Here is a 5,838-nt window from a genome sequence, read left to right as displayed (position 1 = left end):
TCATCCTGGCATTTTACGCCGCAGAGCGGCGGGGAATCGACCCGCAGGGATTGAATGGCGATTGCGATCGCTCCTCCCAGCCCCCCTGTATGCCAGCACTTGGATTCAGCCATCTTCAGAGCATCTCACTCAGGTATTTCACCACCTGCGTACCCTTCAGTACATTCTGAGCGACTACGTTCCCCGATCCGTTGCCCGCAATCCACCCATTCCCGGACAGACACGATCGCACTGGCAAGAGGGCACGCTGCTCTTTACCGACCTCGCTGGATTTACCGCATTGATGGAAGCCCACGCGATCGCCGGACGGGATGGAGCAGAGCGGTTGTTGACCATCCTCAATCACTACTTTTCCACAATGCTGGAAATTGTCAGCAAATCAAGAGGCGATCTGCGCCGCTTCCAGCGACCCAAACGGCGATCGCCCTTCGATATCGGATTGGAATTGCCATGGATCAGGTCTTTGCGGCGGAGGTGGGAGAACCCAGAGGACGACGAGAGTTCAATATTTTAGGCGATGTAGTCAACATCGCGTCTCGGTTGACCTCGGCAGCGTCACCCAATCAAGTGCTGCTGACGGAATCTGTCTATCACCAAGTTGCATCTGCTTTTTCCTGCACCTCAATGGGATGCATTTTCCTGAAGGGCAAAGCCCAATCTACAGCGGTTTACGCGGTGTCTCAACCTAAGCATAGGTAAGGCTGAAGACCCTTTTGAGGCAAGGGCGGGAAGAGCGGGTTCTCGTTAGTTTCCCCCTCGCAAATGTAGGATTGATTCGCTAGATAAAGGAAATATAGCGCTAGCCATATCGGTTAGGATATTTTGGTGGGGCGGCTTCGTCGCCCCACCAAAATGTCCATGTCCTCAGCTAGCTGGCAACAGCTATAAGTGTAGGCAGATCATGTCGAATTGCTCTGAAAATAGATTTTTATCCTGCGGGGTAACGCCACCGCGTCATGGACGGTTGGTATTAGACCTCAGTCAGACTCCCATAGCCGAGTCACCAAGTTGCCCATATTTTGAATCGCGGGGGCGAGGCGTGCGGAGTCCGCTGGATACTTAGCATTGACCTGATCTTCAGCAAAACGACCAAGTTCTTCCAAACACTCGTACTAAAAGTGCGAATGTACTGCTAAGCTTGGATTACGTCGTCGAGTGATCGACATGATTCCACAGCGGCTCACTCTCAAAAATTTTCTGAGTTATCGTAGCGCAACCCTAGAGTTTGCAGGGCTTCATGTTGCCTGTATTTGTGGTGAAAATGGAGCCGGAAAATCGTCGTTGCTAGAAGCGATCGCCTGGGCTGTATGGGGACAAAGCCGCGCCAGCAACGATGATGATGTCATCCACCTCGGTGAATTAGAAGCCCAAGTAGACTTTGTCTTTGAACATGCAGGCCATCTCTATCGCATCATTCGCAGTCGGCAGCGTAACCAGTCCAGCTACTTAGAATTCCAAGTTCGCACCCCCAGCGGCTTCCGCACTCTGACCGCACGGGGCATTCGCGCCACCCAACAGCTCATCCAGCAACACCTGAAGCTGGACTATGACACCTTTGTGAACTCCGCCTATCTACGCCAGGGACGCGCCGACGAGTTTATGCTGAAGCGTCCCAGCGAGCGGAAACAGATCCTCTCCGATCTCCTTAAGCTCGATCAGTACGACACCCTAGCCGAAGAAGCCAAAGAGCGATCGCGCCAGTCCAAAGCCGAAATAGCCCTCATTGAGCGCAACCTGGATCACATTCAACACCAAATTCAGGACGGGGAGGGACTCCAAGCTGAGAAAGCCCAGATTGAAGCCAGTCTAGCCTCCCTCAAAGACCAACAGGCCAACGACGCTGACATCGCCAAGCACCTCCAAACCCTTCACCAGCAACGCCAAAAATGGACGCAAGCCCTACAGCTTCAGCACCATCGGCAACAGGAACTCACCCAAGACTGCGATCGCCTTCAGAAAGAACAGCAGGCCGCCCAACAGCAACTCCAACACATCGAGGACTGTCTAAAGCACGCCCCCACCATTCTCCACGGCTATCAAAACTGGCAACAGCTTCAAACCGAAGACGAAGTCCAAAGCGCTAAATTCCAACTCCACCAAGCAACGCAGGCCAAGCTGCAAACCTTAGAGAAAGAGTATCAAACCTTTCTCCGGGCACTGGGCGATCGCCTCCGCCAAGCCCAGATCGAATATCAAAGCCTCACCGATCAAGCCACCGACCTCCAGCGCACCCTAGCTAAAACAGACGACATCGCCGCCGCCCTCCAGCAACTCCGGCAGGCGCAAGATAGACTGTCCGAGCTAAATCAGCTTCAGGCCAAAGCCGTTCCCCTGCTCCAACGACGACAGCAACTCCAAACCCAAATAGACCAGGCCGAAGCCCGGATCATCGCCCGCATCGAGTCGTTGGATGCCACCGCGCAACAACTCCAAACCCAGCACAGCCGACAGCCCCAGCTTCAGCATGCCATTCAAGATGTCGCGACCCAGATTGACTATTTAGAAAAACGACGCGCCTATCAAAACGATGTGCGTGAAAAAGGACTCGAAAGACGGAGTTTCATGGAACGCCTCCAAGCCGATCAGCGTATCTATGAAACCCAACTCGCAGAACTCGATCAAAAGATCCGACTCCTCAAACATCAAGGCAACGTCTGGAATCCCGACACCACCAAGCCCCTCGTTGAGCAGGGAGCCAGTCTCTCCGAACGCTACGCCGCTGAAACAGAGAGTGTCTACGAGGTTGTCACCTTAACGCCCCAAACTCAGGCTCAACCTGCCTTTGCAGCCTACAAAGAGCCTTCCCCCCTGTGTCCCCTGTGCGATCGCCCCTTAGATGAACACCACTGGCAGCTCGTCCTGGCGCGGCATCAGGAGAAATACAACGAGGTCTTACGGCAGCTTTGGGTCGTACGCGAACAGCTTGCCGTCTCCGAACGGGAAATTCAAGTCCTGCGCCAAGAGTATCGTGAGCTAGAGCAAGAACTCAGCAGCTACGGAGCTACCCTAGAACTTCGAGGACGCTTGCAGCAACAGGTTCACACCCTCACCGATACCGAATCGCGGCTTCAGCAAATACAAGCCGAACGGACTGAACTCACCCAAGTTTTAGAAACCAAAACCTACGCCGCTCCCCTGCAGGACGAACGGCGGCTACTCGACCAAACCCTCCACGATCTCGCCTACGACGATCGCACCCATGCCCTTGCCCGTGGCGACGTAGACCGATGGCGGTGGGCCGAAATTCGCCATGCCGAAATCACCCACGCCCAGCGCCAACTCGCCCGCCTCGACGAACAGCGCCCAACTTTAGAAGAGGCGATCGCCGAACTTGAAACCGAGATCCAACAGTCTCAGCAATCCGTCCTCTATCAACAGATCCAGTCTCTCCAACGCCAGCTTGCCGACATCGCCTACGATAGCGAATACCATACTCAACTCCGCCTCACCCTCAAAGAGGCTCAGGTTTGGCAAATCCGTTATCAAGAGTTGTTGAACGCTCAGCAACAGCACCCCCTCCACCAGCAGCGCCTCCAGCAGATTCAAACCACCCTCTCCGAACGCCAGCACGAACTCGCCATCGTTGCCCAAACTATCCGCCAGCTGACCGACCAGCTTCAGCAAACCCCCGATCCGAGCGATCGCCTCTCTGCGCTAGAAACCGTCATGCAAGAACGGCGAGCGCACCTGGATCAGCATCTGGCCACCTTGGGACGATTGCAGCAGCAACTCCAGCACATCGAAGCCCTCCACACCCAAAAGGCCGAGCAACAGCAACAACTCCAACTCGCACGCCGCCAGCACCGCATTTATCTAGAACTGGCGCAAGCCTTTGGTAAGAACGGAATTCAAGCATTGATGATTGAAAACATCCTGCCCCAGCTAGAAGCCGAAACCAACCAACTCCTCGGACGCCTCACCGCCCACCAACTCCACGTCCAGTTCGTGACCCAACGCGCCCGCAAAGGCTCCTCGCGGACGGCCACCAAGATGATTGACACCCTGGATATCCTGATCAGCGATATTCAGGGCACCCGTCCCTACGAAACCTATTCCGGGGGCGAAGCCTTTCGGGTCAACTTTGCCATTCGCCTTGCCCTAGCCCGTCTGCTCGCCCAGCGATCGGGAACCTCCCTGCAAATGCTGATTATCGATGAAGGCTTCGGCACCCAAGATAATATCGGGTGCAGTCGTCTAGTCGGCGCAATTCAGGCGATCGCCTCCGATTTTGCCTGTATCCTAACCGTCACCCACATGCCCCACCTCAAGGAAGCCTTCCAGACCCGCATTGAAGTCACCAAGAGCCAATCCGGTTCCCATCTCCAGTTGGTGGTTTAAGACGAGTTGCAGATATAGCGCTAGCCATATCGGTTAGGACATTTTGGTGGGGCGGCTTCGTCGCCCTACCAAAATGTCCATGTCCTCAGCTAGCTGGCAACAGCTATATTTCTGTGTGTATCGAGGGCTTTGTGTTTTCCGGCGAATTACGCTAATGTTGGGACGCTACGGATTACTTTTCATCTGTTATACCCATATATAGCGTTTGAGCCGCTGAGGTCTTGTGAAGCTCCGCTACCTCTTCCCCTTTTTCGATTCATCGGTCAACGATTGGGCCTTCGAAGCCCGAATGTTGCGCTGGCTCACGTTGCTCTGGCTATTCGTTGGATTAGTAGCCCTGTTTTCAGCGTCCTATGCCGTCGCCAGCCATGAAGCCGGAAGTGGGTTGTACTACTTTCGGAACCAGCTCATTTGGATTGCGATCGGGTTGGTGGGTTTTAGCGTCGTTGTCCATAGTCCTATGGATCGGCTACTTTCCATCGCAGACTGGATGCTACTCTTTGCTCTAGGGTTGATTATGATGACCCTGATTCCGGGCGTAGGCTCTACAGTGAATGGTGCAACTCGATGGTTAGCCCTGGGTCCTGTCGCCATTCAGCCCTCGGAATTAATCAAACCCTTTCTCGTGATGCAGAGCGCCCGCGTCTTTGGCAACTGGTATCGCTTAAATTGGTCGATCCGCCTAACCTGGGTAGGAATCTTTGCCTTCGTCGTAGGCTGCATCTTGCTTCAACCGAACCTCAGTACCGCCGCTCTCTGTGGCTTACTCGTGTGGATGATTGCCCTCGCCGGGGGACTGCCGTTTTCCTACCTCATGGGTGCGGCGGGTTCAGGACTATGTTTAGCCGTTCTGAGTGTTAGTGTCAAAAGTTATCAACGACGACGCATTATCTCGTTTTTGAATCCCTGGGCTGACCCGATGCAGGATGGGTATCAGCTCATTCAAAGTTTGCTTGCCGTGGGGTCTGGTGGCCTATTTGGGTCAGGATTCGGACTTTCAACCCAAAAACTATTTTATCTGCCCATCCAAACCACGGACTTTATCTTTTCCGTATACGCCGAAGAATTTGGATTGATTGGCGGCCTAATCCTGTTAGTTCTGCTGGCTACCTACACCACCTTTGGCCTACGAGTGGCTATCAAAACGCGCAATCCAGTGCATCGCCTAGTAGCGATGGGAACGGTGACTTTATTGATTGGGCAATCCATTCTCAATATTGGTGTCACGACGGGAATGCTCCCCACAACAGGTTTACCGCTGCCGATGATTAGCTATGGCGGCAGTTCCATGTTGGCGAGTTTATTTACGGCGGGGTTGTTGGTGCGGGTGGCACGGGAAAGCAATACTGCCGAGGTGATTTCCATTGATCAAGCCAGCGACACTGCCCGTGAAAATAAGGCGCGATCGCCCCTTTCCAAGGCATAGAGTCCTGAGACTGCATTGATTTCAATCCCTGCGGGTCGATTCCCCGCCGCTCTGCGGCGTAAAATGCCAGGATG

The 5,838-nt window shown here is 54.1% G+C and carries 4 protein-coding genes; all 4 read left to right on the top strand.

Features of this window, described 5'->3' with window-relative positions:
- Positions 1–514, top strand: a 514-nt coding sequence (locus tag IGR76_19525; GenBank protein MBF2080639.1) for a hypothetical protein, incomplete at its 5' end; no start/stop codon positions are given.
- Positions 451–699, top strand: coding sequence for an adenylate/guanylate cyclase domain-containing protein (locus IGR76_19520; GenBank protein ID MBF2080638.1), 249 nt, complete (start codon positions 451–453; stop codon positions 697–699). The genes IGR76_19525 and IGR76_19520, both read left to right, overlap by 64 nt.
- A gap of 465 nt (positions 700–1,164) precedes the next feature.
- Entirely contained in the window at positions 1,165–4,338 is a 3,174-nt protein-coding gene (locus tag IGR76_19515) for an AAA family ATPase (GenBank protein MBF2080637.1), read from the top strand.
- Positions 4,339–4,627: 289 nt separating this feature from the next.
- Positions 4,628–5,764, top strand: coding sequence for an FtsW/RodA/SpoVE family cell cycle protein (locus tag IGR76_19510; GenBank protein MBF2080636.1), 1,137 nt, complete (start codon positions 4,628–4,630; stop codon positions 5,762–5,764).
- Positions 5,765–5,838: the final 74 nt, after the last annotated feature.

Source organism: Synechococcales cyanobacterium T60_A2020_003 (assembly GCA_015272205.1).
In the GTDB taxonomy this organism is placed as follows: domain Bacteria; phylum Cyanobacteriota; class Cyanobacteriia; order RECH01; family RECH01; genus JACYMB01.
This window is presented reverse-complemented; position numbering and strand designations above follow the sequence as displayed.